At 34.7% G+C, this 22939-nt stretch carries 20 protein-coding genes; 11 read left to right on the forward strand and 9 right to left on the reverse strand.

Annotated features, from left to right (window positions below; genetic code table 11):
* Positions 1 to 3: 3 nt before the first annotated feature.
* Positions 4 to 786: a DUF4292 domain-containing protein gene (locus tag GQ40_RS13460; RefSeq protein ID WP_047549425.1), complete on the forward strand. Its 783-nt coding sequence runs from the start codon at positions 4 to 6 to the stop codon at positions 784 to 786.
* Entirely contained in the window at positions 773 to 1993 is a 1221-nt protein-coding gene (locus tag GQ40_RS13465; RefSeq protein ID WP_047549428.1) for a murein hydrolase activator EnvC family protein, read from the forward strand. Before GQ40_RS13460 ends, GQ40_RS13465 begins: the two co-directional genes overlap by 14 nt.
* 43 nt (positions 1994 to 2036) lie before the next feature.
* Here the strand turns inward: GQ40_RS13465 and GQ40_RS13470 are convergent, their stop codons facing one another.
* Positions 2037 to 2546, reverse strand: a complete 510-nt coding sequence (locus tag GQ40_RS13470) for an acyl-CoA thioesterase (RefSeq protein ID WP_047549432.1) — start codon at positions 2544 to 2546, stop codon at positions 2037 to 2039.
* Between the two features lie 156 nt (positions 2547 to 2702).
* A complete protein-coding gene (locus GQ40_RS13475; protein ID WP_047549435.1) occupies positions 2703 to 3641 on the reverse strand; it encodes an SPOR domain-containing protein in 939 nt (312 codons plus the stop codon).
* Between the two features lie 103 nt (positions 3642 to 3744).
* On the opposite strand from GQ40_RS13475, the gene dprA reads away from it, so the two are divergent.
* Positions 3745 to 4848 (forward strand): DNA-processing protein DprA, encoded by a 1104-nt coding sequence (gene dprA / locus GQ40_RS13480; protein ID WP_047549437.1) that lies wholly within the window; start codon positions 3745 to 3747, stop codon positions 4846 to 4848.
* 114 nt (positions 4849 to 4962) lie between these two features.
* Here dprA and trpS read toward each other — a convergent pair whose 3' ends face one another.
* Positions 4963 to 5931 carry a tryptophan--tRNA ligase gene (gene trpS / locus GQ40_RS13485; protein ID WP_047549441.1) on the reverse strand — a complete coding sequence of 323 codons (969 nt, stop codon included), beginning with the start codon at positions 5929 to 5931 and terminating at the stop codon, positions 4963 to 4965.
* Positions 5932 to 6064: 133 nt separating this feature from the next.
* Between trpS and GQ40_RS13490 the strand changes: the two genes are divergently transcribed.
* The gene (locus GQ40_RS13490; RefSeq protein WP_047549444.1) at positions 6065 to 6802 is read left to right on the forward strand and encodes a lysophospholipid acyltransferase family protein; all 738 of its coding nucleotides are present in this window, start codon (positions 6065 to 6067) and stop codon (positions 6800 to 6802) included.
* Between the two features lie 85 nt (positions 6803 to 6887).
* Here the strand turns inward: GQ40_RS13490 and GQ40_RS13495 are convergent, their stop codons facing one another.
* The 4 genes from GQ40_RS13495 to recA form a co-directional block, all read right to left on the reverse strand.
* Positions 6888 to 8495 carry a hypothetical protein gene (locus GQ40_RS13495; RefSeq protein ID WP_047549446.1) on the reverse strand — a complete coding sequence of 536 codons (1608 nt, stop codon included), beginning with the start codon at positions 8493 to 8495 and terminating at the stop codon, positions 6888 to 6890.
* Positions 8495 to 9040: an RNA polymerase sigma factor gene (locus GQ40_RS13500; RefSeq protein ID WP_047549449.1), complete on the reverse strand. Its 546-nt coding sequence runs from the start codon at positions 9038 to 9040 to the stop codon at positions 8495 to 8497. The genes GQ40_RS13495 and GQ40_RS13500 overlap by 1 nt, the downstream gene beginning before the upstream one ends.
* Before the next feature lie 26 nt (positions 9041 to 9066).
* On the reverse strand, positions 9067 to 9483 hold the full coding sequence (locus GQ40_RS13505; RefSeq protein WP_047549451.1) for a hypothetical protein: 417 nt from the start codon (positions 9481 to 9483) through the stop codon (positions 9067 to 9069).
* Positions 9484 to 9606: 123 nt separating this feature from the next.
* Positions 9607 to 10611: a recombinase RecA gene (gene recA, locus GQ40_RS13510; RefSeq protein WP_047549454.1), complete on the reverse strand. Its 1005-nt coding sequence runs from the start codon at positions 10609 to 10611 to the stop codon at positions 9607 to 9609.
* A 697-nt stretch (positions 10612 to 11308) separates the two neighbouring features.
* Between recA and GQ40_RS13515 the strand changes: the two genes are divergently transcribed.
* Together GQ40_RS13515 and GQ40_RS13520 are read left to right on the forward strand one after the other, a co-directional pair.
* Positions 11309 to 12376 (forward strand): rhodanese-related sulfurtransferase, encoded by a 1068-nt coding sequence (locus tag GQ40_RS13515; protein ID WP_047549457.1) that lies wholly within the window; start codon positions 11309 to 11311, stop codon positions 12374 to 12376.
* Between the two features lie 3 nt (positions 12377 to 12379).
* The gene (locus GQ40_RS13520; protein WP_047549460.1) at positions 12380 to 13384 is read left to right on the forward strand and encodes a radical SAM protein; all 1005 of its coding nucleotides are present in this window, start codon (positions 12380 to 12382) and stop codon (positions 13382 to 13384) included.
* 3 nt (positions 13385 to 13387) lie between these two features.
* Here GQ40_RS13520 and GQ40_RS13525 read toward each other — a convergent pair whose 3' ends face one another.
* The gene (locus tag GQ40_RS13525) at positions 13388 to 14788 is read right to left on the reverse strand and encodes a T9SS type A sorting domain-containing protein (RefSeq protein ID WP_047549464.1); all 1401 of its coding nucleotides are present in this window, start codon (positions 14786 to 14788) and stop codon (positions 13388 to 13390) included.
* Between the two features lie 230 nt (positions 14789 to 15018).
* Here GQ40_RS13525 and GQ40_RS13530 point away from each other — a divergent pair, with 230 nt between their 5' ends.
* The 5 genes from GQ40_RS13530 to GQ40_RS13550 all read left to right on the forward strand — a co-directional run bounded on the left by GQ40_RS13530 (position 15019) and on the right by GQ40_RS13550 (position 20558).
* On the forward strand, positions 15019 to 16197 hold the full coding sequence (locus GQ40_RS13530; RefSeq protein WP_047549467.1) for a stage 0 sporulation family protein: 1179 nt from the start codon (positions 15019 to 15021) through the stop codon (positions 16195 to 16197).
* Positions 16184 to 16687: a gliding motility lipoprotein GldH gene (locus tag GQ40_RS13535; RefSeq protein ID WP_047549470.1), complete on the forward strand. Its 504-nt coding sequence runs from the start codon at positions 16184 to 16186 to the stop codon at positions 16685 to 16687. The genes GQ40_RS13530 and GQ40_RS13535 overlap by 14 nt, the downstream gene beginning before the upstream one ends.
* Positions 16688 to 16689: 2 nt before the next feature.
* On the forward strand, positions 16690 to 19047 hold the full coding sequence (locus GQ40_RS13540) for a penicillin-binding protein 1A (RefSeq protein ID WP_047549473.1): 2358 nt from the start codon (positions 16690 to 16692) through the stop codon (positions 19045 to 19047).
* A gap of 153 nt (positions 19048 to 19200) precedes the next feature.
* Positions 19201 to 19902, forward strand: coding sequence for a CoA transferase subunit A (locus GQ40_RS13545; RefSeq protein ID WP_047549477.1), 702 nt, complete (start codon positions 19201 to 19203; stop codon positions 19900 to 19902).
* Positions 19903 to 19904: 2 nt separating this feature from the next.
* A complete protein-coding gene (locus GQ40_RS13550) occupies positions 19905 to 20558 on the forward strand; it encodes a CoA transferase subunit B (protein WP_047549480.1) in 654 nt (217 codons plus the stop codon).
* A 389-nt stretch (positions 20559 to 20947) separates the two neighbouring features.
* Here GQ40_RS13550 and GQ40_RS13555 read toward each other — a convergent pair whose 3' ends face one another.
* Positions 20948 to 22639, reverse strand: coding sequence for an ABC transporter ATP-binding protein (locus tag GQ40_RS13555; RefSeq protein ID WP_047549483.1), 1692 nt, complete (start codon positions 22637 to 22639; stop codon positions 20948 to 20950).
* Positions 22640 to 22939 lie beyond the last annotated feature (300 nt).

A 22939-nucleotide genomic window follows, 5' to 3' on the forward strand; every position in this document is an offset into this window, starting at 1 on the left:
TATATGAAGAGTTTAAAAATCACTACAGCCTGCTTATTTTTAATTTTGGGTGTATCCTGCAAATCTGCAAGAAGCGTAGTGGCTAATGGTGAGATTGATAATAAGCTTACCTCCAAGCAATTGATTAGGGAAAATGGTAAGAATGATGCTAGTTTTAAAACACTTCAAGCAAAAGTAAAGATTGATATCATTGATGGCCTTAAAGAATCATCGTATTCCCTTAGCATGAGAATGGAAAAAGATAAAACCATTTGGATTAGCGCAACTCTAGGTCTCGCAAGAGCAATGATTACTCCAGACCGAGTTCAGTTTTATGATAAGATCAATAACCAATATTTTGATGGTGATTATAAGCTTTTAAGTGATTTATTGGGTGTAGAATTAAATTTTGATAAAGTGCAAAGTTTGTTAATTGGAGAACCGCTTTTTAACTTAAAAGATGATACATATGTCATTTCTAACAACGAAGCGTCTTATATCTTACAACCCAAAAATCAGAATTCAATTTTAGAGTTATTCCTATTGTTCAATCCGTCACACTTTAAAATGGATTCCCAACAATTATTGCAACCTTCAAAAAAGCGTTTTCTGCAAATAGATTATACGGGATACCAAGATGTTGACAAGCAAATATTACCTCAAAACATTAAAATTATTGCTGTAGAAGATAGTGAAGAACTCAATGTCATGATGGAGTATAAGTCGGTTTCAATAAATGAAGAGGTGCGATTTCCCTTCAATATACCTTCAGGATTTGACGAAATTATTTTAGATGATGCCAAATAAACTTACCTATATTCTGTTTCTTTTTTTACTTCTTAAAAGTTTTTCTTCGGAAGCACAAAGTGATAAACAAAAAGCACTCGAGGCGAAGCGTGTTGAATTTCAGAAGCAATTGAACATTCTCAATAACCTGTATTCCAAAGATAAAAAGGAAGAGAAAGGCGTGCTGTCCTTAGTAGAAGATCTCAACCATAAAGTAAGCGTGAGACGAAATTTAATAAAGGTCACAAACGATCAAGCCAATTTATTGACCAGAGAAATCAATGGCAATCAAAACGAGATTTCCAGTTTAAGAGACCAATTAACAACGCTTAAAGAGGATTATTCTCAAATGATCGTGAAGTCCTACAAAAACAAATCGGAACAAAGCCGAGTCATGTTCCTCTTATCTTCAGACGATTTTAAACAAGCCTACAAGCGTTTGCAATACATCAAACAATATACAGATTACCAAAAGGAGCAAGGTGATTTAATAAAGGGTAAAACCACAAAATTACAAGAATTAAATACCGATTTACTGCGCCAAAAAGCAGATAAGGATAAACTCATTGTTGAGAATAGAGAAGCTAAAAAAGAACTAGAAAAAGAGTTGAAAGAGCAAGAAAAATTAATGGCTTCCATTAGACAAAACCTAAGTTCTTACTCGTCTAAAATTAAAAAGAAGCAGCAAGAAATTGATGCTATAGATAGAGAAATTAACAGATTGATTAGAGAAGCCATCGCTGCATCTAATAAGGAAGCTGGTAAATCAACAACTTCAAAAGGATTCGCATTGACACCTGAGGCAAAATTGATTGCTAAAAATTTTGCTGCTAATAAAGGAAAATTATCTTGGCCAGTTGAGAAAGGAGTGGTTAAAGTGCGTTTTGGCACACAACCGTCGCCAATTGATCCATCGGTAAAAATAAATAGTAATGGCGTTAGAATTGCGACTGATAAAAACGAAAAAGTGAGAGTCGTTTTTGAAGGAGAAGTGCTAGCGGTTTCTGGACAGAAAAATTCTAATCCAGTGGTTTTGATAAGACACGGTAATTACATCACTGTGTATAGAAATTTATCTAAAGTCTATGTTAGAAAAGGAGATAAAGTTTCTACTAAACAAGAAATAGGAGAAGTGTTTACAAATAATGAAGGTGAAACTATATTAGGTTTTGGAGTTTTTAAAGACTCTAATCCTGAAAATCCAGCAAGTTGGATTTACAAAATGTAAGTATTTTAAAATCTAAAGTATCTAAAGTTTTCTATTCTAACAATTACTCAAACAAAGCCTTCAACTCAGTAGCATCTGCAGCTTTCATTTTACCTGCAACCACTAAGCTTAACTGCTTACGACGCAATGCAGCATCATAACGCTCTTTTTCTAATTTAGTTTCTGCAATTAATTCTGGAACTTTTACCGGTCTCCCAGTTTCATCAACAGCAACAAACGTGTAAATAGCTTCGTTGGCCTTTATGCATTCGCCAGATTCTCTATCCTCGATCCAAACGTCCAGATACACTTCCATAGAGCTGGAAAACGCACGAGAAACTTTGGCTTCAATAGTCACGACACTTCCTAAAGGTATTGAGCGATTAAAAGCTACGTGATTTACAGCTGCAGTCACAACAATTCTTCTGCTATGTCGACGAGCAGCAATGCTTGCAGCACGATCCATGCGTGCCAGTAATTCGCCACCAAAAAGATTATTGATTGGGTTGGTTTCACTTGGTAAAACCAAATCGGTCATAATTGTTTTAGACTGAAAAGCAGTTCTTGGTTCCATTAAAAAAATTTAATTTTTTGTTTCCATTAAAACGGAAATCTAAATTTAAAAAAGCAAAGATAAGATGATTTTGCTGCTTAATTGCGCCATTTAAGTTTTTGTTAAATGAAAATGTTTTCTTTGGAAATGTAGAAGATCCAAAGTCTCGCTTTTAAATTAATCTAAAGCCTTAACCAACAACCAGGCATCACGATTTTGCGTACGTTTGATGTTGCGTAATGCATTTAAAGCTTCAATTCTATCTGTATAACTAGAGTAAACAACTTCGTGAAGTCCATAACGGTTGACGCCTATTTTACGAGCCTTAAAACCTTTGGCTTTGAGTTGCTCCACTTTTTTGTCAGAATTTGCTTCCACACGAAATGCACCAGCAACAATATGGTAATTCCCAGTCACTTTCTCTACTTGAAGCGTTGCAGCTGGCAAAGGATTGCTAATGATAAACGTAGCCTCCTGGACTTTGGCATCCAATTGATCATTGGCTTCCTCTTGTGCAATTTGGTTATGGCTATCAATCTGGTTTCCGTAGTAATTAGAACCTGCAAAACCCGCAACTGTTAAAGCAATTAATGCAATAGCAGCATATTTGAGATATGGTCTGCTTTTTCTTTTCTCTGGAGTAATGGTGATAGGAATCGCTTTTTCTACCTCTTCAACGGTCTCTTTATAAACTTCTCTGGTAATTTTAGTAGATGAAAATTGGGATAGCCCAAAAGCATCGGTAAGGTAATTGATGTTGTGCGAAGGTTCAAAATTGATGTGGCCTTCAGTATTTAGAATGAGTTCGCCAATGTTTTGTAAGGCTATCGTTTCTCCTTCAATTAAATAAGATTTGATAGATTTTACGTGTTTAGCAATTCTCTCTACAGCAACGAGATAAGGCACTTTTTCAATTTCAGCGATGTAATTGGCTAAAAGTCCGTCATTGGTTTGTAATTGTTCATTAAATGACAATACTTTTTTTGGCGGATAAAACGTAGGTGTCGTTTCATTTATTTTTGCCGAAACACGATGTGTTAAAAAGGCTCCAAAGTGAGGCACGATAACACAATCATATCTGTACAATAAGTCGCTTATGTAATTCTCTAGTTGCATAAAAACAAAGTTAAAAATTTTAACACGCGAATAAAAAATTGACTGAAGTATTTATTAACAGTCTAAAATTCGTTTCTTGTGAATTATATATCAACACTATAGAATGACAGATCAAGAATTAATTTATGTTTTAGCGCTGCAGCACGTTCCTAAAATAGGAGATGTAACTGCTAAAAAATTAATAAATCATTGTGGTTCTGCGGAAGCTGTATTAAAAGAAAAGCAAAGTAACCTTCTTAAAATTGATGGCATAGGAGCCTCGATATTACATGGGTTATTTGACAGCAAACATTTAAAGGAAGCTGAAAATGAGCTCCGTTTTATTAAAGAAAATGACATTACACCTTTGTATTTCACAGATTTTGATTATCCCGAAAAATTAAAGCACTGTATTGATAGCCCAATTTTATTATTTCAAGTTGGGAATGTTGACCTCAAACAAAAACGAATCATTAGCGTGATTGGAACTAGAAAAATCACCACCTACGGAGTTTCGTTCTGTGAAAAACTCATTGAGGAACTGGCTCCTTTTGATCCTGTAATAATTTCAGGTTTTGCTTACGGTACAGATATAACTGCACAAAAAGCTGCGATTAAGCATAATTTACAAACTGTTGGTTGTTTAGCTCATGGCTTAAACCAGATCTATCCTAAAGTCCATAAAAAGTATATGGCAGATGTTGAGGCAAATGGCGGATTCCTCACCGATTTTTGGAGCACAGACCCTTTTGACCGAAATAACTTTTTGAAACGTAACCGCATCATTGCAGGTATGAGCGAAGCGACAATTGTGATAGAATCTGCAGAGAAAGGAGGCAGTCTCGTTACAGCAGATATTGCAAATTCGTATAGTAAAGATGTATTTGCAGTTCCTGGACGTGTTACCGATAGTCAAAGTGTAGGTTGCAATAATTTGATAAAAACGCAACAAGCACATTTATTATCAAATCCATTAGATGTGGCTTATATGCTCAACTGGCAATTAGAGAAAAACACCAAACCAGTCATTCAAAAACAATTATTTGTTGAATTATCTTCGGAAGAAAAAGTGATTTATAATTTCCTAAAAGATAAAGATGCTCAGTTGCTAGATGTCATTGCGATACAATGCGAACTTCCTACATTTAAAGTTGCTAGTGTTTTATTAGGTATGGAATTGAAAGGTGTTACTCGACCTTTGCCTGGGAAGTTGTTTGAGTTGGCATGACCCATTCCTGCTAAAGAGGGAATCTTATCTTAAATAGCTATTGTTCTTGTGTGATCGAAAAATCAAGATAACAGTACTTCTCTACTTTGAGATTCCTGCATTCGCAAGAATTTGTTAATACCCAACCTTGCTACGAACACGAGCCAAAACCTCATTTGCAACCAACTTGGCCTTTTCAGCTCCGACAGCCAAAGCAGCGTCAATTTCGCTGAGGTTAGACATGTAATGGTTGTAACGTTCCCTTTCCGAAGAAAACTTTGAGAGTATCAACTCATATAACGCCTGTTTTGCATGACCGTAACCGTAACCTCCATTTTCGTAATTGGCTTTCATGGTCGTAATCTCACTTTGAGATGCCAGTAAGTTATACAACGCAAAACAGTTGCAGGTTGACCAATCTTTAGGATCCTCAAGAGGAGTGCTGTCTGTTTCAATAGACATGATTTGCTTACGCAATTGCTTTTCTGGTAAAAAGAGATTGATAAAGTTGTTTCTGCTTTTACTCATTTTTTCACCGTCAGTTCCAGGAATAAGCATGGTGTTTTCTTGTACTTTACCTTCTGGCAACACAAAAGTATCTCCCATTTGAGCATGAAAACGTGATGCAACGTCACGGGTCATTTCTATGTGCTGTAACTGGTCTTTGCCTACTGGGATAATTTCGGCATCATATAATAAAATATCTGCTGCCATAAGCATTGGGTACATGAACAAACCAGAGTTAACGTCATCTAAACGGTCTGCTTTGTCTTTAAAACCATGGGCTAATTTTAAGCGCTTGTATGGAAAAAAACAGTCTAAATACCAAGCCAGTTCGGTCACCTGCGGAATGTCACTTTGGCGATAAAACACAGTTTTTTCTATATCCAGACCAAACGCTAACCAAGTGGCTGCGGTAGAATAGGTGTTTGCTCGTAATAGCTCACCATCTTTAATTTGTGTGAGTGTGTGCAAATTTGCGATGAACAAATAGGAATCGTTATTTGGGTCGTTTGCCATTTCTATTGCAGGCAAAATGGCGCCTAAGATGTTTCCTAAATGTGGTGTTCCTGTACTTTGTATTCCTGTTAGTATTCTTGCCATAGTATTGCCTGCGAAAGCAGGTATCTCTTTTAATTAAATTAATTCAGTCATGAAACTTAAAACTTTTTTAATCGTCAGCAAAGGTAATTTTTTTAGTAGAAATGTTGAATTAATTTAAGTAGTTTTGAGCACGATGATAATTTTTAGATACATATCTTCTACCTTATATCGCATTTGGTTCTACATATTGGTGGCAGTACCCATAATAGTGCTATTTCCGTTATTGGTAATATCTATTTTAAAAGAATCTTGGTATCCATATTTTTTTAAGTTGGCTCGTATTTGGTCTTGGTTTATATTGATTGGTATGGGTTTTCGGGTCAAGATTGAGCGTGAGGAGATTCCGCAGAAAAATAAAAGCTACATGTTTGTTGCCAACCACACCTCAATGGCAGATATAATGTTGATGTTGGTTACGGTGAAAAATCCGTTTGTATTTGTTGGTAAAGCAGAGTTGGCTAAAATCCCATTATTTGGATTTTTCTATAAACGTACGAGTATTTTGGTAGATAGAAATGATGCTAAAAGTAGGCAAGCGGTATTTTTAAGAGCACAACGACGTTTAAAACAAGGCATGAGTATTTGTATATTCCCCGAAGGTGGTGTGCCAGATGAAAGTATTATGCTGGACGAATTTAAAGATGGCGCTTTTAGAATGGCAATCAATCATCAAATCCCAATTGTACCAATTACGTTTGGCGATAATAAAAAGCGATTTTCTTACACCTTTTTTAGTGGAACTCCAGGTAAAATGAGATCGAAAGTGCATCGTTTTATTTCTACGGAAGGTTTGAAAGTTTCAGATACCAAAGCACTCAATAAGCAAGCCCGGGATTTGATTGAACTTCAGCTCCAAATTTATAATGCCTAAACAAAAAAAAGCTGCTCTTGGCACAGAGCAGCTTTTAGTCATTATTGCTTTTTATTTGCAATAACTATCTAACCAACTAAAAAACCTAAAACTTAAAACTAAGTCCTGTATAAACACCAATAAAGAAAGGTTTAAAATCTCCAGAGGTATTGTTAAATGTATTTATTTGATACTTGAACGTTGGCTCAAGATTAAATCGTAATTGTTGGGAAATATTATAGTTGAAGCCAACTCCAAAATTGGCACTATAACTCATATCGTTAATATTATTAGCTTCGCCCAAACGTGTTCTGTTACCGTTATTTTTTACGGAATAGACGTTGTTATCACTTAAAAACAGCGTGCTAAATCCACCAATAACATCTATTCCAAATTTTCTATCAAGAACGTGATATTCTAGTTCTATGGGAACTTCTATGAAACCTAATTGCTGACTTATAGAACCTTGTTCTTTTGTAAATAGAATCTCTGGACCAGAAGCAAAACTAAAGTTTCTGGCACTTATAAAAGTGGTAGTAGAATCTGTAGAATTTATATTCGCTAAAGCTTGATTTGTGCTTTGTGCATTGGGATTTGCAAACGCAACAACATTATTTGTAGAATATCCCAAATCTACTTTATTCACACCAGCTCTAATTGTAAATTTATTTGAAATGGCATAGGTGCCTTTTACACCATAACTCATATTCACTTCGCCCTCTTTTGTGTTATCTATAAATTGCTCATCTATTGAAGAACCATTACCAAACGAATTGAAGTAAACAGGGGCAACGTTAGGTGCAACACTCCAGCGTTTTAAAGTAGCTAGACTGTCTTTGAGTTTTTCACTGTCTTCTTTATCTGCTTCAGCAATTGCTTTTTCAATGGCATTTTCGGTTTCTAAAATTTTAGTTTTAGAGGTATCTATCAAGGTTTCACTATTTTCTTTTTCCGAAGAATTAGAATCTGTAATCTGGGTTGAAGTTTCCGTCTTAGATTGTTTTATGAGTTGGTCAATTTCAGAATTTTCCTTTTTGATATCATTAATGCGATTCTCGTTTTGAGTATTAGAACCATTAGAATTTTCAACCACAGTATTGTTGAGGTTTTGATTTGTTTTGTCTGTTTTGTTTTTTGGATTGTTTTTTTCGTTAGAAACGACTGCGTCACGTTGTAATGATTTGTTATTGATAAGTGATTTATTTTTTTGGGAATCACTGTTATTGGTATCATTTTCTTCGGAAGTCGCTACACCAGTTTCATTATTTGTATTGTTTGTTGTTGAGTTTTTGTTTGTTGTTGAGTTGTTTTTTGTTGTTGAGTTTTTGTTTGGAGATATGGTAGAGTTGTTATTTTCTTCAGAAGATTTCTCGTTTACAACTATTGGATTTTGTTCTAAGTCTTCCGAAGTATTTAATTCTGAAGTATTCGTTTCATCAGTATTTTGTGAGTTATTGTTTGTTTTTTCTGTATTAACGGTTTTTGTATTAACGCTATTTTCCTGGTTATTTAATAGCCTGTAACTTACTGTGAACATTAAAACCAAGGCAGCAGCAACTCCAGCGACTTTCCACCAAATAGGGATTACTCTGCGTTTACGTTTGTCTTTATTGAGTTCGTTCTCAATACGTTCCCAGACAGCATCATTAGGGGCTACCTCAAAATCTTTGAGATGCTCCTTAAAGAGTTTGTCTATATGTTTTTTTTCACTCATTATATGCTTTGCGAATTGGGACTCGCTTTATATTGTTTTATTTTATCTTTTAAAATCAAACGCGCTCTTGCTAAGTTCGATTTTGAGGTTCCGGTTGATATGTTTAACATTTCTGCTATATCCTTATGTGAATAATCATCTAAGGCGTATAAATTAAAAACCAGTCTATACCTATCTGGTAATTCTTGAATTATTGATAATAAATAATCTACACTTAGGTCTTCGTCATCATTTACCTCTACTGCTTTATCTTCAATTTGGTCCTCATTAACTATACTAAACACACCAGCGCTCCTATAACGCTGTAATGCTGTATTCACAGCTATTCTTTTCAGCCAGCCTTCAAAGGATCCTTTACTTTTATACTGACCAATTTTTTTAAAAATAGTCAAATAGGCGTCTTGTAAATTATCTTCCGCTTCGGCATAATTGCGCGAATACTTCAAACAAACTGAAAACAATTTACTCGCGTATAGCTTATATAATTGACTTTGTGCTTGAGCATCATTTTTTTTACATTGCTCTATGAGTTGGTCTGAACTCACATAATTTCGGTTTAATTAATTTAGTTTTATTCTTCTACTGGTACTTCTACGATTAGATAAACATCACTCCCATTATCATCTTTTCCCTGCCAGAATTTAAAAACATGAGTACCAATATTATTCACTTGAAAATTAAATGACGCCTCTGTTTGGTTACTGTTAGCTTCAAATGTTTGGCAATCTGAATTGAGGTAAACCGTGTTTAAAAGAACGATAGTGGTTTCATTGTCATCGTTTTCAACTAAAAAATTATTAAATATATGGCAACCCGTAGGCCTAAAATAGGTTACATCTATTTGGTAAACCTGCCCAAATTGAAATGTCTCTGGCACATTGACAGATTCAATTGGCAATGCCTCATTATAAAAGTTGATTGCATCATTATCGAGACTACATCCAAATACTGAAAACACTAAAAAACTTAATAAAAAAATTTTCTTCATTTGTTAAAATTAATTTTGAAATATAAAAGATTTCATAACATAGATGCCTATTTTCTGAAAAGGTTGCGTCTTAAAACAAAAAAAATCCCAAAAAAGGGATTTTTTTTAAATTCAAAATAGATTTTACTGTGTTGCTTTGATATTAGCGCGAACCTTTTCTTCAAGTTCATCCATTAATTCTGGATTGTCTTTTATCAATGCTTTTACCGCATCACGACCTTGACCTAATTTGGTTTCGCCATAACTAAACCAAGAACCACTCTTTTTAACAATTTCTTGTTCTACAGCAACATCTAGAATTTCTCCAACTTTAGATATACCTTCACCATACATGATGTCAAATTCACACATTTTAAATGGAGGAGCGACCTTATTCTTGACCACTTTTACTCTGGTTTTATTTCCTGCAACATTACCATCTGTTTCCTTAATTTGAGTAGAACGTCTAATATCTAATCTTACCGAAGCATAAAATTTTAAAGCATTACCACCAGTAGTCGTTTCTGGATTACCAAACATAACTCCAATTTTTTCACGTAATTGGTTAATAAAGATCACGGTACAATTTGTTTTGCTTATAGATCCTGTTAATTTTCTTAATGCTTGAGACATTAAACGCGCGTGTAGTCCCATTTTAGAGTCACCCATTTCACCTTCAATTTCACTTTTTGGCGTTAATGCAGCAACCGAGTCAATAACAACGATATCAATAGCTCCAGATCTAATAAGGTTATCTGCAATTTCTAAAGCTTGTTCACCATTATCTGGTTGGGAAATAATTAAGTTATCTATATCTACGCCTAATTTTTCAGCATAAGTTCTATCAAAAGCATGCTCTGCATCAATAAATGCTGCGATACCTCCAGCTTTTTGAGCTTCGGCAATGGCATGTAATGTTAGTGTTGTTTTACCAGAAGATTCCGGACCATAAATCTCTATCACACGACCCCTTGGGTAACCACCAACTCCTAAAGCAATATCAAGACCTAAAGAACCTGAGGAAATAGCATCTACATCAACCACTGCTTGATCGCTCATTTTCATAACGGTTCCTTTTCCGTAGGCTTTATCTAATTTATCTAAAGTTAATTTTAATGCTTTTAATTTAGCGTCTTTTTCACTGCTCATTTCTTACTTGTTTATATAATTAATATCCTTTAAAAAGGGTTAGCTAAAATACAACATCTTTTAATTTTTTTTGACATATGACGCAACCTTTTTAAACTTTTTGCATCTACCAATTGAGATTGGGAAATCTTGCTATGAAAAAGAAGCTTTAAATCTGTAAATAAGATTAAAGATCATAGATAAATTGAAACTAGAAACTTTGTACTTTTTAGTAATTTAGAAAGTGTGCGACTTAGTTTGAAATGTTTTTAGACATCAAGATTTTTAATCGTTTCTATAGGATAAAGCATATCCAAAACACTTAAATTCTTATTAGAAATGAGATTTTTTAGAAAAATTATTTTAAACAAAGTATCGGGTTTTTCGGCTGCTGTTTTAACGAACAGTAACTGCAAGGCCGATGGTGGTTAACTCGGATTGTATTTTTAAGAAACATTTAAAAATATTAATAACGAGTTAGTCCTCTAAAAAAGCCCTGTTTATATCGAATCCGCAGGGCTTTTTTATGCGCTATTGTTAAATTTTAACCCAAACACCAAACACCAAACACCAAACACCAAACACCAAACACCAAACACCAAACACTGAATACTGAATACTGAATACTGAATACTGAATACTGAATACTGAATACTGAATACTGAATACTTTTTATATCTTTGCATTTCATTTTTTTAACCTTAAACATTAGTATAGCATGCAACTGTACAATAACTTAAGTGCTAAAGAAAGAGCAGATCTTATTGAGCAAGCGGGTAAAGAACGCTTAACAATCTCTTTCTATAAGTACGCCAAAATTGGCAATACCGAAATTTTTAGAAACCATTTATTTTTAGCTTGGGACCAATTAGAAGTCCTCGGTAGAATCTATGTCGCTCACGAGGGCATTAATGCTCAATTATCTATTCCTGCGGAAAATTTTGAATCTTTCAAAAACCATTTAGACACAATAACATTTTTGGAACATGTAAGATTGAACATTGCTATTGAGCATGATAATTTTGCGTTTTTGAAATTAAAGGTGAAAGTGCGCCAAAAAATTGTGGCAGACGGATTAAATGACAATACGTTTGATGTGACCAATAAGGGAGTGCATGTTGATGCAGAAAAATTTAATGAATTAATAGACGATCCCAATACTGTTTTGGTTGATATGAGAAACCATTATGAAAGTGAGATTGGTCATTTTAAAAATGCAATTACGCCAGATGTGGACACCTTTAGAGAATCTTTAGATCTAATTGAGGAGGATTTGAAAGACCATAAAGAAGATAAAAATCTGGTCATGTATTGTACAGGAGGCATTCGTTGCGAAAAAGCTAGTGCATACTACAAACACAAAGGTTTTAAAAACGTATTTCAATTAGAAGGCGGAATTATAAACTACGTGAGACAAATAGAATCCAATAAACTGGAAAACAAATTCATTGGTAAAAATTTCGTGTTTGATGAGCGTCGATCAGAGCGCATTAGTGATGATGTTATAGCAAATTGCCATCAATGCGGTAAGCCAGCAGATTTGCACACCAACTGTGCTAACGAGGCCTGCCATTTGTTATTTATACAATGTGAAGATTGCAAAGCCCAAATGGAAAACTGCTGCTCAACCAATTGTATGGAAATAAACAGATTGCCTTTTGAAGAGCAAAAAGCACTGCGCAAAGGTCAGGGAAATAGCAACGATATCTTTAAAAAAGGAAGAGCAGACCATTTACCTTTCAAGAAGGATTTAAGAAATATTTTTGATACCTTCAGCAAAACATGATAAATGAATATCTATAAACTTTTACAGCTTAATAGAAAGATTAAAAGTCATAGAATTAAATTTCTTGGTCTATACCTTTTGCATAAATTTAATAAAAGGTATTTAGCGGTAAATCTAGATCCCGTCATGGCATGTAATTTACGCTGTAAAATGTGTTATTTTACAGATGAGGATTATGTAAAAACACTCAAAGGCCAATTTAAGGATGACGAGTTGGAATTGGTTGCGAAATCTATTTTTAAACGCGCTTTAAAGTTGCAAATAGGTTGCGGTACAGAACCTACGCTATATAAAAATTTAGTTAGAATTGTGGAATTGGGCAAAGCGTACAAAGTACCTTATATCTCCATAACTACCAATGCCAATCTGCTTTCCGAAGAAAAAATAGAAGCATTATTAAGAGCTGGACTTAATGAATTTACCATATCTCTTCACGGTGTAACTAAAGAAAGTTATGAGAATTTCATGAAAAAAGCCAGTTATGAAAAGTTTCAGAACGCGTTTAAGGCTTTTGCAAAATTAAAATCGAAGTATGATTTCAAGGTTAGGATAAATTACACATTCAATAAAGATAATTTTTACGAGCTAAAGGATTTTTTCAATCATTTTAACGCCAATAGTTTTGATATTTTGCAAATAAGACCTATTCAAAAAATAGGAAACACAGAGTATAATGATTTTGATATCTCCACTTTAAAAGAGGATTATCCTGCGTTGATAGAATCGATTAGAAATAATTGTAAAGACCACAAAATAACGCTTTTAGCTCCAAATACGCTGTCAGTTTTAGAGGGTAAAAACCAGTCGAGTTTCATTTTTGATTATACGTTTTGTTACATTTCCCCGAACAAATTCTGGAAAGACGGATTTAACTGGAAAGAAGAGAGCTTCAATCAATACTCAAACAAAATAGGGTGGAGTCAAATGCTGTTTTCTAACGTCTTTAAAACAAAAACCGAGTTAAAAACCCTATCCAATAGATTGAACTACGAGATAGAGTTTAATTGATTTTTAGTTTTTAACAAGTTTTATTGTTTTTGTCTCTTTGGTATCACTTTCTAACCTTAAAAAGTACATTCCGTTAGATAAATTTGAGAGGTTTAAAGTTTTTATATCTTCGGAAACTTGCTGTTCCAAGAAAACAGTCTTCCCGAGAATATCTATCACTTCAGCTTTAATAATTCTCTTTTTGGATGAAATATTGAGCACCTCATTAAACGGGTTTGGATAGACCGAAGTCGTTTCGAAATCCTGTTCGTCAACATTAAGTGCCTCTCCTACGTTAAACGTATGCGTGACCGTTTCTCCAGCATAAGTTGCGACCCATTTCCATTCTCCTTCAACATTAGGGAAAGCATTCCATCGCCACCAAGATGCATAGTAATCATCTGTAAGATCAAAATTGAAGTTAAATAAATCGGTGTCATCTGGTTTCACAATTCTAAGATTAACACTCGTACCTGCTTCTTGATCCCTTAAAAATATCGTAAAAAACACTTCGTCTCCAACATCAAATTGATTGCTTTCATTAGAAGTTTCAGTAGTTGGACATGCAGGGAATATTGGATCTGCTGTATGTGTCAAAGCTGCATTTATTCCAGGATTATTGTAAGGTCTTTGCGATTGCCACCAAGAATCTGGATTTAAATTATTGCAACCACCATCATAAGGGTCTACCAGTTGAGAAAATGTATTGTCTGTATAAATTTCGAAATGTAAGTGAGGTCCTGTAGATACACCAGAGCTTCCTACAATACCCAAATATTCGCCCTCAAAAACCATGTCACCAACACTTTTTGTTGTTGGAGAACCATCTTTCATGTGGCCATAAAGGGCAATACTGCCATCGGTATGCTGTACGTAAACTGCATTCCAAGGAGTTGTTGTGTCAAAAGAACAGCTGCGGTCAAAATTCCCATCACTTTTAAAAATGATCTGTCCAGCTGCTGCAGCAATGATTTCAACTTCATCATTATCCATCATTTTCCAGCCAAATGGCCATGTAAACATATCTATGCCTTGATGGTTATAACCATCATTGGTGTCGTAAGAACGAGCGCCACAATTATAATCTGTTAGTTGGTTGGGAAAAGAGGAGTTGTGGTCAACATAGCCCGAAATTCCATAAACGTCATTATATTCTAGTCCGTCGGCTTTTTTGAGAGGCCAAACAAATAGTGGATGGTTTCCTCTTCGAGTTTCAGAAAATGATAACCTGTTCTGTCGTCTTAAGTCTTCAATACTGGTTTGTAAATTTTCAAAAATGTTACTTCTTTGTTGGTGAGTCAAACAAGGAGATTTTTCTGGATTAAATTTAAATTCTCCACCTCCAACTTTTACATTTGGAGTTTGGGCTAAGCAAATTTCAATTAAAAATAATGCGATAGCCAATAGCGTAATTTTTGTTTTCATAGTAAATGAGTTTTAAGATTATATTAAAACATCGAATAGAAATAAAAATGTGAGCAAAATTTTTATAACAGTTTAAATTCAAGTAAGTTATGAGCGGTATAAAATTTTTAATATAACAAGATTATAGCGCTTTACTTTTATGAATAAATAATCTTATCTTTACATTTCAAAAGAAACATTAATCGCCATTTGGTAACGTGTTCACGTTATCAAATTATATATAAAATTTCATGAGTTGTAAAAGTTGCTCAACTGGAGAGGGAGGACAACCAAAAGGATGCAAAAACAATGGTACCTGTGGCACAGATAGCTGCAATAAACTTACTGTTTTTGATTGGTTGGCCAACATGTCGTTACCACAAGGTGAAGAACCTTTTATAGGTGTTGAAGTTCGTTTTAAAAACGGGCGAAAACAATACTACAAAAATACAGAAAATTTAACCCTTAGCATTGGAGATATTGTAGCTACTCAAGCACAATCTGGCCATGATATTGGTATGGTTACACTTACTGGAGAATTGGTAAGAGTACAAATGAAGCGTAAAAAAATTAAGATTGATGATGAAGAAAATGTCTTAAAGATTTACCGTAAAGCTAGCCAAAAGGATATCGATATCTGGTCTGAGGCAAGAGATAAAGAAGAGCCAATGAAAGTCAAGGCAAGACAGTTTGCTATTGATTTAAAGCTTAAAATGAAAATCTCAGATATAGAATATCAAGGAGACGCAAGCAAAGCCACATTTTATTATACTGCGGAAGAACGGGTAGATTTTAGAGAGCTTATCAAGTTATTTGCAAGAGAGTTTAGAACTCGAATCGAGATGAAACAAGTTGGTTTTCGTCAAGAAGCAGCGCGTCTTGGAGGTATTGGCTCCTGCGGAAGGGAGCTATGTTGCTCCACATGGCTAACAGATTTTAGATCTGTAAGCACATCTGCTGCTCGCTACCAACAATTATCTCTTAATCCTTTAAAACTTGCTGGACAGTGCGGAAAGCTAAAATGCTGTTTAAATTATGAGTTAGATGCCTATTTAGATGCATTAAAAGCATTTCCAAAAACAGATGTAAAACTTTTTACTGAAAAAGGAAAAGCTGTGTGCCAAAAAACAGACATATTTAAAGGTCATATGTGGTATGCCTACGAAGGAGAATGGATGAATTGGCACGTATTAACTACAGAACAAGCTAACGAAATTATTGATAAAAATAAGAAGAGAGAAAAAGTTGCAAGTCTTGAAGAATACGCATCCCAGCTCATACAAGATACTAAAACAGAGTTTGAAAACGTTGTTGGTCAAGATAGTTTAACACGTTTCGATGGTCCAAAACGTAAAAAGAAACGTAGAAATAATAAAGGCAAGCAAAGACAGCGTACAAAAAAACCAAACAGTAGTAATGCAAAAAAATAAGTATGGGTTCATTGGTTTGATGGTTATATTAAGTTTGGCATCATGTGATTCTAATCGTGTTTTTGATGAGTATAAATCTGTACCAGATGAGTGGGATAAAGACAATAAAATTGAATTCAAGGTAACACCTCCAGATACAACAAAAGCTTACAATCTATTCGTAAACCTTAGAAACACAGAAGATTTTAAATACAGTAATTTGTTTTTAATTGCAGAGCTCAATTACCCAAACGGTAAAACAATAAAAGATACATTAGAATATAAAATGGCAAATCCAGATGGTACTTTTTTAGGTGATGGATTTACAGATATCAAAGAAAATAAGCTGTGGTACAAAGGGTATAAAGAACCATTTGTATTTGAAGAAAAAGGAGAATACACCATTTATTTACAACATGCCATGAGGCAAAACGGAAGTGTCGATGGCATTGACAAATTAGAAGGCATCACAGATGTCGGTTTTAGAATAGAGCATTCGCAAACAAATTGATTATGGCAAAAAAAACTGTAGCAAAGAAAAAATCCACAAAAAATAGCGCTCAAGATTTTTCAAAATATATAAGACGATTCTGGATCCTATTTGCAGGAGGCGTTTTCGCATTTTTCTTTATGTTTCTATTGGCTTCTTGGGGACTTTTAGGAGAAATGCCAGATCACACCATTCTAGAAAATCCAAAAACATTTTTGGCAACAGAGATCATTTCTTCAGATGATAAAACATTAGGTAAATTTTATTTAGATGATAATAGAACACCTGTAGATTACGAAGAATTGCCAAAAGAATTGGTTGACGCTTTAGTCGCGACCGAAGATATAAGACACTATGACCACTCAGGTATAGATTTTAGAGGAACCCTTAGAGCCATTGTTAAAATGGGAAGCGGTGGAGGAGCCAGTACCATTTCCCAGCAATTGGCGAAACAGCTGTTTACAAAACAAGTGTCTTCAAATAAATTTCAACGTCTATTCCAAAAAGTTAGAGAATGGGTCATTGCTATCCGTTTAGAACGTCAATACACTAAAGAGGAAATCATAGCAATGTATTTTAATATTTATGACTTCGGAAATAATGCCGATGGAATAAGAAGCGCATCCCGTATTTACTTTGGGAAAGAACCAAAAGATTTAGATCTAAAAGAATCTGCAATGCTCGTTGGGATGTTCAAAAACTCATCGTTGTACAACCCAAGACCACATCGTAATCCTGAAGGTGTAAAGAATAGAAGAAATGTAGTTTTGGCACAAATGTATAAGTACGAGTACATTTCCGAAGTAAAAAAAGATAGTCTTCAAAAAACAGAACTCGATTTGAATTATTCGCCTGAATCCCATCGAGAAGGGACTGCAACTTATTTTAGAGCGTATCTTGATAAGTTCATGAAAGATTGGATTAGAGACAACCCAAAGCCAGATGGTGAACGTTTTAATCTCTATAACGACGGACTAAAAATCTACACCACGATAGATTCTAGAATGCAGCAGTACGCAGAAGATGCTGTAGGTCGACATATGCCAAGATTACAAGCAGAATTTGATAACCAAAATACTCCAGATAGAAATAAAACAGCACCTTTTTTAGAACTTGATGAGAAGGAAATAGAAAGCTTGATGAATACAGGAATGAGACGTTCTGAGCGTTGGAGAATTTTAAAGGCTCAAGGCAAATCTGAAAAAGAAATCATAGCATCTTTTCAAAAGCCTACGCAAATGGAAGTTTTTGCTTGGAGAAACGGTAAGCCAACAGAGATTGACACCATCATGAAACCTATAGACTCCATGCGTTATTATAAGTCATTCCTTCAACCAGGAATGATGTCTATGGATCCTCAAACAGGTCATGTCAAAGCCTGGGTTGGTGGTATGAATTATAGACATTTTCAATACGATCACGTAAAACAAGGTAAACGTCAAGTAGGTTCTACATTTAAACCTTTTGTTTATGCAACAGCAATTGACCAATTACATTTATCGCCTTGTGATACGATCCCGAGACAACAAATTACAATAGAAGCTAATAAATTTGGAAACCCATTACCTTGGACAGCCAAAAACTCAGATGGTCGTTACGATGGTTTTTTAACCTTAAAAAAGGCACTGGCAGAATCTGTAAACACCGCAACTGCACGTTTAATGGATAAAGTTGGGCCAGAACCAGTTGTGGACATGGCGCATAATTTGGGGATAGATTCAGATATACCAGCAGTACCAGCAATTGCATTGGGTACTCCAGATATTAGTGTTTATGAAATGGTAGCAGCCTACGCCACATTTGCAAATAAGGGGGTTTACAACAAACCAGTAATGGTGACACGTATAGAGGATAAAAACGGAACCGTGTTATTTCAATTTACGCCTGAAACAAAAGATGTGCTCAGCGCAGAAGTGGCCTATACTACGGTTAATTTGATGCAAGGTGTTGTAGAGGCAGGATCAGGAGCAAGATTAACAAGAACTTGGGGAGCAGATCAAGGTGTTTATAAAGAGATTATGACAGGTTATCCTTATGAACTTACAAACCCTATTGCGGGTAAAACAGGTACGACACAAAACCAAAGTGATGGTTGGTTTATGGGTATGGTACCTAACCTTGTAACAGGAGTTTGGGTTGGTGCAGAAGATAGAGCAGCACACTTTAAATCGATAACTTACGGTCAAGGAGCCTCAATGGCATTGCCAATTTGGGGATTATATATGAAAGCGTGTTATGCAGATGAGGAGTTGGGGATTTCAAAAGAGAATTTTGAAAAACCAGAAAATCTATCTATAGAAGTAGATTGTAGTAAATGGGAAGGTAATGGAAACGATGACGCAGATCCAGATGATGATTTAGATGGTGTTATTGATTTTTAACACATTCCTGCGCAGGTGTGAATCTCGTGGTCGGAATTTTAAGACATCATGAAAGCCATATAAATATTTATTTTTCTTCGGAAAAATATAAAGCCATTCCGTTTTTGAATGGCTTTTTTATTTCGTAAATTTCCGTAGCTAAAAACAAATAAAATGATCAGTAAAAAAGTAGCGAATGTTCAAGAAGCTCTTGATGGAGTGGCAGATGATATGACCTTTATGTTGGGAGGTTTCGGGCTTTCGGGTATTCCTGAAAACGCCATTGCAGAACTTGTAAAACGAAACGTAAAAAACGTCACGTGTATTTCTAATAACGCAGGAGTTGACGATTTTGGTTTAGGCTTATTGCTTCAGAAAAAACAAATCAAAAAAATGATTTCCTCTTATGTGGGCGAAAACGATGAGTTTGAACGACAAATGCTGTCTGGCGAGTTGGATGTCGAGTTAATCCCGCAGGGAACTTTAGCAGAGCGTTGCAGAGCAGCACAAGCAGGATTTCCAGCATTTTATACACCTGCTGGATATGGAACCGAAGTTGCAGAAGGTAAAGAAACCAGAGAATTTGATGGTAAAATGTATGTCTTGGAACATGCATTTAAAGCAGATTTTGCATTCGTAAAAGCCTGGAAAGGGGACGCAGCAGGAAACTTAATATTTAAAGGAACTGCCAGAAACTTTAATCCTAATATGTGTGGCGCAGCAACAATAACGGTAGCTGAGGTTGAAGAATTAGTGCCAGTTGGTGCATTAGACCCTAATCAAATTCATGTTCCTGGTATTTTTGTGAAACGTATTTTTCAAGGTGAAACATATGAAAAGAGAATAGAACAGCGAACAGTTAGACAAAGAGGTTAATTATGTTAGATAAAAACGGAATCGCAAAACGAATTGCAAAAGAAGTACAAGACGGTTATTACGTAAATCTTGGAATAGGTATTCCAACCCTAGTTGCAAATTATGTAAGAGACGATATAGAAGTAGAATTTCAAAGTGAAAATGGAGTGCTTGGTATGGGTCCTTTTCCTTTTGAAGGTGAAGAAGATGCAGATATTATTAATGCTGGTAAACAAACCATTACTACATTACCAGGAGCAAGTTTTTTTGACTCAGCAACGAGTTTCTCGATGATTCGTGGTCAGCATGTTGATTTAACGATTCTTGGTGCTATGGAAGTCTCTGAAGAAGGAGACATCGCCAACTGGAAAATACCGGGTAAAATGGTAAAAGGAATGGGTGGCGCAATGGATCTAGTTGCCAGTGCAGAAAACATTATTGTTGCTATGATGCACACAAATAGAGCAGGAGAATCAAAATTATTAAAGCGATGTTCACTGCCATTAACAGGTGTTGCATGCGTTAAAAAGATTGTAACGAATCTTGCGGTTTTAGAAGTAACACCAAAAGGTTTTAAACTTTTAGAGCGCGCTCCGGGAGTTTCGGTAGAGGAGATTAACAATGCTACGGAAGGAACTTTGATTATAGAAGGTGATATTCCAGAAATGGATGTTTAGGCATTAGTCTTCAAATTTTTAATTGAGCCACTTTTAGAGTGGCTTTTTTTTGTTCCGAAGAGTATTAAAGAATACAAATATTTGTAAGAAAAATCTGTTAAATAGGTGTTAAATGTTAAAATATTATGTATTACAGCGATTAATTATGTATTTAGGCTGATTATTTGAAAAATCATATTATGTTTACAAAACCAAATCGGAATAAGATATTTAATGTTTAACCTAACTTTATGATTTGCCCCAAATCTATCATAAAATTTAACTGAATGAACTTTTTTGCCCCAAATTTACCAAACCCTACTAATACCGAAAGCAAGCTTTTAGCTGGTTTTCAAAACACAATGAGATTGCTCAAAAATATCTTAACCCTAACTAAAAAAATATTCATGCTATAATCCTTTTGGAATAGCATGAATAAGTTTTTTAGTGTATTCTTTTTGAGGATTTCTGTAGAGTTCATCTGCATCTCCCATTTCTTCAATTTCCCCTTTATTCATTACAACCAATTGATCAGACATATATTTAACCACAGCCATGTCGTGTGAAATAAATATATAGGTAAATCCAAAATCATTTTTAAGTGTATTAAGCAGGTTTAAAACCTGGGCCTGAACTGAAATGTCAAGTGCAGAAACCGATTCGTCACAAATAATTAGTTGAGGTTCTAAGGCAATAGCTCTAGCAATGCCAATACGTTGTCTTTGTCCGCCAGAAAACTCATGAGGATAGCGATTAAAATAAGTTTCGTCTAAACCAACTTTTAACAATAGATCTAAAACGCGCTGTTTTCTATCTACTTCAGAGGTGCCAATATGATGAACTTTCATTGGTTCCATAATTGCGTTTCCCACTGTAAGTCTTGGGTTTAGTGATGCGTAGGGATCTTGAAAAATGATCTGGATGTCTTTTCTAAGTTTTCTAATTTCAGACTTTGAAAGTTTGGTAATGTCTTCACCTTGATATAAAATGGAGCCAGCAGTAGCTTTGTCTAATTGCAATATAGCGTTTGAAAGTGTTGATTTCCCGCATCCAGATTCTCCAACCAAGCCTAAAGTTTCCCCTTTGTATAGTTTGAAGGATACATTATTCACAGCTTTAAAAGTATCTGGTTTTGAGAACCATCCAGATTTTGATATGAATTCCTTTTCGAGATTTATGACTTCTAAAAGAGGTTTTTTATCGTATAATGTTTTGTGGGCTTGAGAGCGTTCTTCCGAAGAAATAATATCTGATTTAGCAGTTTTATTAATAAAATCATCAATGGTTGGTAATTGCTTAAGTCGCGTGTCCATTGATGGTTTTGAGTTGATTAATGCTTTGGTGTATAAATGCTTCGGAAATTTAAAAACTTGCTCAACGTCACCTTGTTCAACAATATCTCCGCGATACATCACCATAATTCTATCTGCAATTTCTGAAACAAGTGACAAGTCATGGGAAATAAAGATAATGCTCATTTCTTGCTCTTTTTGTAACTGTTTTAGCAACAAAATAATGTCTTTTTGTACGGTAACGTCAAGCGCAGTTGTTGGCTCGTCTGCAATTAATATTTTGGGTTTACAGGCAATTGCCATGGCAATCATGACACGTTGTTTCTGTCCTCCCGAAATTTCATGAGGATACGCGTCGTAAACACGTTGATGTGTTGGTAATTTTACTTTTTCAAAAAGGGATAATGTTTCGTTTTTTGCTTTAGGTTTTGAAAGAGTTGTATGTTGCAAAAGTACCTCTTGAACTTGTTCACCGCAGGTCATTGAAGGGTTTAGAGAACTCATTGGTTCTTGAAATATCATTGCAATTTCGTTACCTCTTATGTTTTGAAATTGTTTGGATGTAAGGTTGGTGAGGTCTCGCTCTTCAAATAGAATCTGTCCATTTTTGATTTTTGAAATTTTCTTCGGAAGCAAACCAAGAATCGCTAATGAGGATACCGATTTTCCTGAACCAGATTCTCCCACAACACCTAAAATTTCATTTGGATGCAAATAATAGGAAATGTTATGAATAATCTCTTTTTCAATGCTCTCCGAAGAAAAAGAAATTGAAAGGTTTTTGACATCAAGTAATTTTGTTTTAAGCATTAGTAAATGTAGTTATTTTCTAATTTTATCAATTAGAAATTTTAGAACAATTTTAGGATAAAAACTAATTGTATTACTTAAACCGGGTGTTTTTTCAAATAAATTTTTGATTTTATCAAGATATTAATTAACAACTATGAATGCGATTTATATTTTTGTTTTGTGCTGATATACAGGTGATATAGAGCATTTTCGAAAAGTATTGATATTAAGATTTGTTGAAAACACTTAACTTATTTTAAAAAATGTTAATAACTATTTTTGGTTTGTGTTAGGTGAGGTTTAAAAATATATATAGTT

It is taken from the genome of Psychroserpens sp. Hel_I_66 (genome assembly GCF_000799465.1).
Taxonomy (GTDB): domain Bacteria; phylum Bacteroidota; class Bacteroidia; order Flavobacteriales; family Flavobacteriaceae; genus Psychroserpens.

Coding starts and splice junctions, on each gene's coding strand:
- GQ40_RS13460 (WP_047549425.1), top strand. CDS start 4: ATGAAGAGTTTAAAAATCACTACAGCCTGCTTATTTTTAATTTTGGGT.
- GQ40_RS13465 (WP_047549428.1), top strand. CDS start 773: ATGATGCCAAATAAACTTACCTATATTCTGTTTCTTTTTTTACTTCTT.
- GQ40_RS13470 (WP_047549432.1), bottom strand. CDS start 2,546: ATGGAACCAAGAACTGCTTTTCAGTCTAAAACAATTATGACCGATTTG.
- GQ40_RS13475 (WP_047549435.1), bottom strand. CDS start 3,641: ATGCAACTAGAGAATTACATAAGCGACTTATTGTACAGATATGATTGT.
- dprA (WP_047549437.1), top strand. CDS start 3,745: ATGACAGATCAAGAATTAATTTATGTTTTAGCGCTGCAGCACGTTCCT.
- trpS (WP_047549441.1), bottom strand. CDS start 5,931: ATGGCAAGAATACTAACAGGAATACAAAGTACAGGAACACCACATTTA.
- GQ40_RS13490 (WP_047549444.1), top strand. CDS start 6,065: ATGATAATTTTTAGATACATATCTTCTACCTTATATCGCATTTGGTTC.
- GQ40_RS13495 (WP_047549446.1), bottom strand. CDS start 8,495: ATGAGTGAAAAAAAACATATAGACAAACTCTTTAAGGAGCATCTCAAA.
- GQ40_RS13505 (WP_047549451.1), bottom strand. CDS start 9,483: ATGAAGAAAATTTTTTTATTAAGTTTTTTAGTGTTTTCAGTATTTGGA.
- recA (WP_047549454.1), bottom strand. CDS start 10,611: ATGAGCAGTGAAAAAGACGCTAAATTAAAAGCATTAAAATTAACTTTA.
- GQ40_RS13515 (WP_047549457.1), top strand. CDS start 11,309: ATGCAACTGTACAATAACTTAAGTGCTAAAGAAAGAGCAGATCTTATT.
- GQ40_RS13520 (WP_047549460.1), top strand. CDS start 12,380: ATGAATATCTATAAACTTTTACAGCTTAATAGAAAGATTAAAAGTCAT.
- GQ40_RS13525 (WP_047549464.1), bottom strand. CDS start 14,788: ATGAAAACAAAAATTACGCTATTGGCTATCGCATTATTTTTAATTGAA.
- GQ40_RS13530 (WP_047549467.1), top strand. CDS start 15,019: ATGAGTTGTAAAAGTTGCTCAACTGGAGAGGGAGGACAACCAAAAGGA.
- GQ40_RS13535 (WP_047549470.1), top strand. CDS start 16,184: ATGCAAAAAAATAAGTATGGGTTCATTGGTTTGATGGTTATATTAAGT.
- GQ40_RS13540 (WP_047549473.1), top strand. CDS start 16,690: ATGGCAAAAAAAACTGTAGCAAAGAAAAAATCCACAAAAAATAGCGCT.
- GQ40_RS13545 (WP_047549477.1), top strand. CDS start 19,201: ATGATCAGTAAAAAAGTAGCGAATGTTCAAGAAGCTCTTGATGGAGTG.
- GQ40_RS13550 (WP_047549480.1), top strand. CDS start 19,905: ATGTTAGATAAAAACGGAATCGCAAAACGAATTGCAAAAGAAGTACAA.
- GQ40_RS13555 (WP_047549483.1), bottom strand. CDS start 22,639: ATGCTTAAAACAAAATTACTTGATGTCAAAAACCTTTCAATTTCTTTT.